This window comes from Streptomyces sp. 8L (assembly GCF_020176795.1).
In the GTDB taxonomy this organism is placed as follows: domain Bacteria; phylum Actinomycetota; class Actinomycetes; order Streptomycetales; family Streptomycetaceae; genus Streptomyces.
Genome location: NZ_JAIUKE010000926.1, coordinates 1 through 937 on the forward strand (window position 1 = coordinate 1; position 937 = coordinate 937).

The 937-nt window shown below is 72.4% G+C and carries 2 protein-coding genes; both read right to left on the bottom strand.

Translation table 11 applies throughout. The annotated features are described in order from the left end of the window. On the bottom strand, positions 1-489 hold a 489-nt coding region (locus LCE31_RS39920; protein ID WP_225023209.1), incomplete at its 3' end, for an FHA domain-containing protein FhaB/FipA. Positions 490-499: 10 nt separating this feature from the next. After that, on the bottom strand, positions 500-937 hold a 438-nt coding region (locus tag LCE31_RS39925), incomplete at its 5' end, for an FHA domain-containing protein (RefSeq protein ID WP_225023211.1).

Here is a 937-nt window from a genome sequence, read left to right on the forward strand (position 1 = left end):
ACCCAGGGGGATCGGGGTCGGGGTGGTCAGCCGGGTCCGGTCGAGATACGTGCCGTTGGTGGACCCGAGATCCTCGACGATCCACTGGCCGTCACGGTCCGGGTAGATCCTGGCATGCCTGCTGGACGCGTAGTCGTCGTCCAGGACGATGGTGGAGTCGTGCGCGCGCCCCAGCGTGATGGTCTGGCCCTGGAGGGCGACCGTGGTCCCCGTGAGGGTGCCCTCGGAGACGACGAGCTTCGTGGGGGCGCCGCGGCGCTGCCGGCCCGCCCCCTGCTGCTGTTGCTGCTGGCGCTGGTGGGGCGGCGCCGCGCTCTGCCGGGCCCCCTGCGATCGCGTGTCGGTGGCGCCGCCGCCGCGGCGCGCGCCGCGCTGCGTGACGCGCGTACCGAACAGGTCGCTGCGGATGACCTGGACGGCCACGATGACGAACAGCCACAGAACGGCCAAGAAACCCAGCCGCATGACCGTCAGGGTCAGCTCTGACATTGCCCCCGCTTCACCCTTCGGCTTGCCGGTAAACGATGGTGGTACTGCCCACGACGATCCGCGAGCCGTCGCGGAGCGTAGCGCGGGTGGTGTGCTGCCCGTCCACCACGATGCCGTTGGTGGACCCGAGATCCTGGATCGTCGGGGGGTTTCCGGTCCTGATCTCGCAGTGCCTCCTGGACACTCCGGGGTCGTCGATGCGCACGTCGGCGTCGGTGCTGCGGCCGAGGACCAGGGTCGAGTGGGAGATCTGGTGGCGGGTGCCGTTGATCTCGACCCAGTGCCGTGTCCTGGTGTGGGACATCGCACTCGGACCGGGCGCGGGCGCGCCCCCGTAGCCGCCGCGTCCGCCGGGCGGCGGGGTGTCCGGCATGGGCGGCACGGCACGCGGCGGATAGCCGTAGCCGTCGGGCCGCCGGCCTGGCCCCTGCTGCGGGGACGGCGGGGG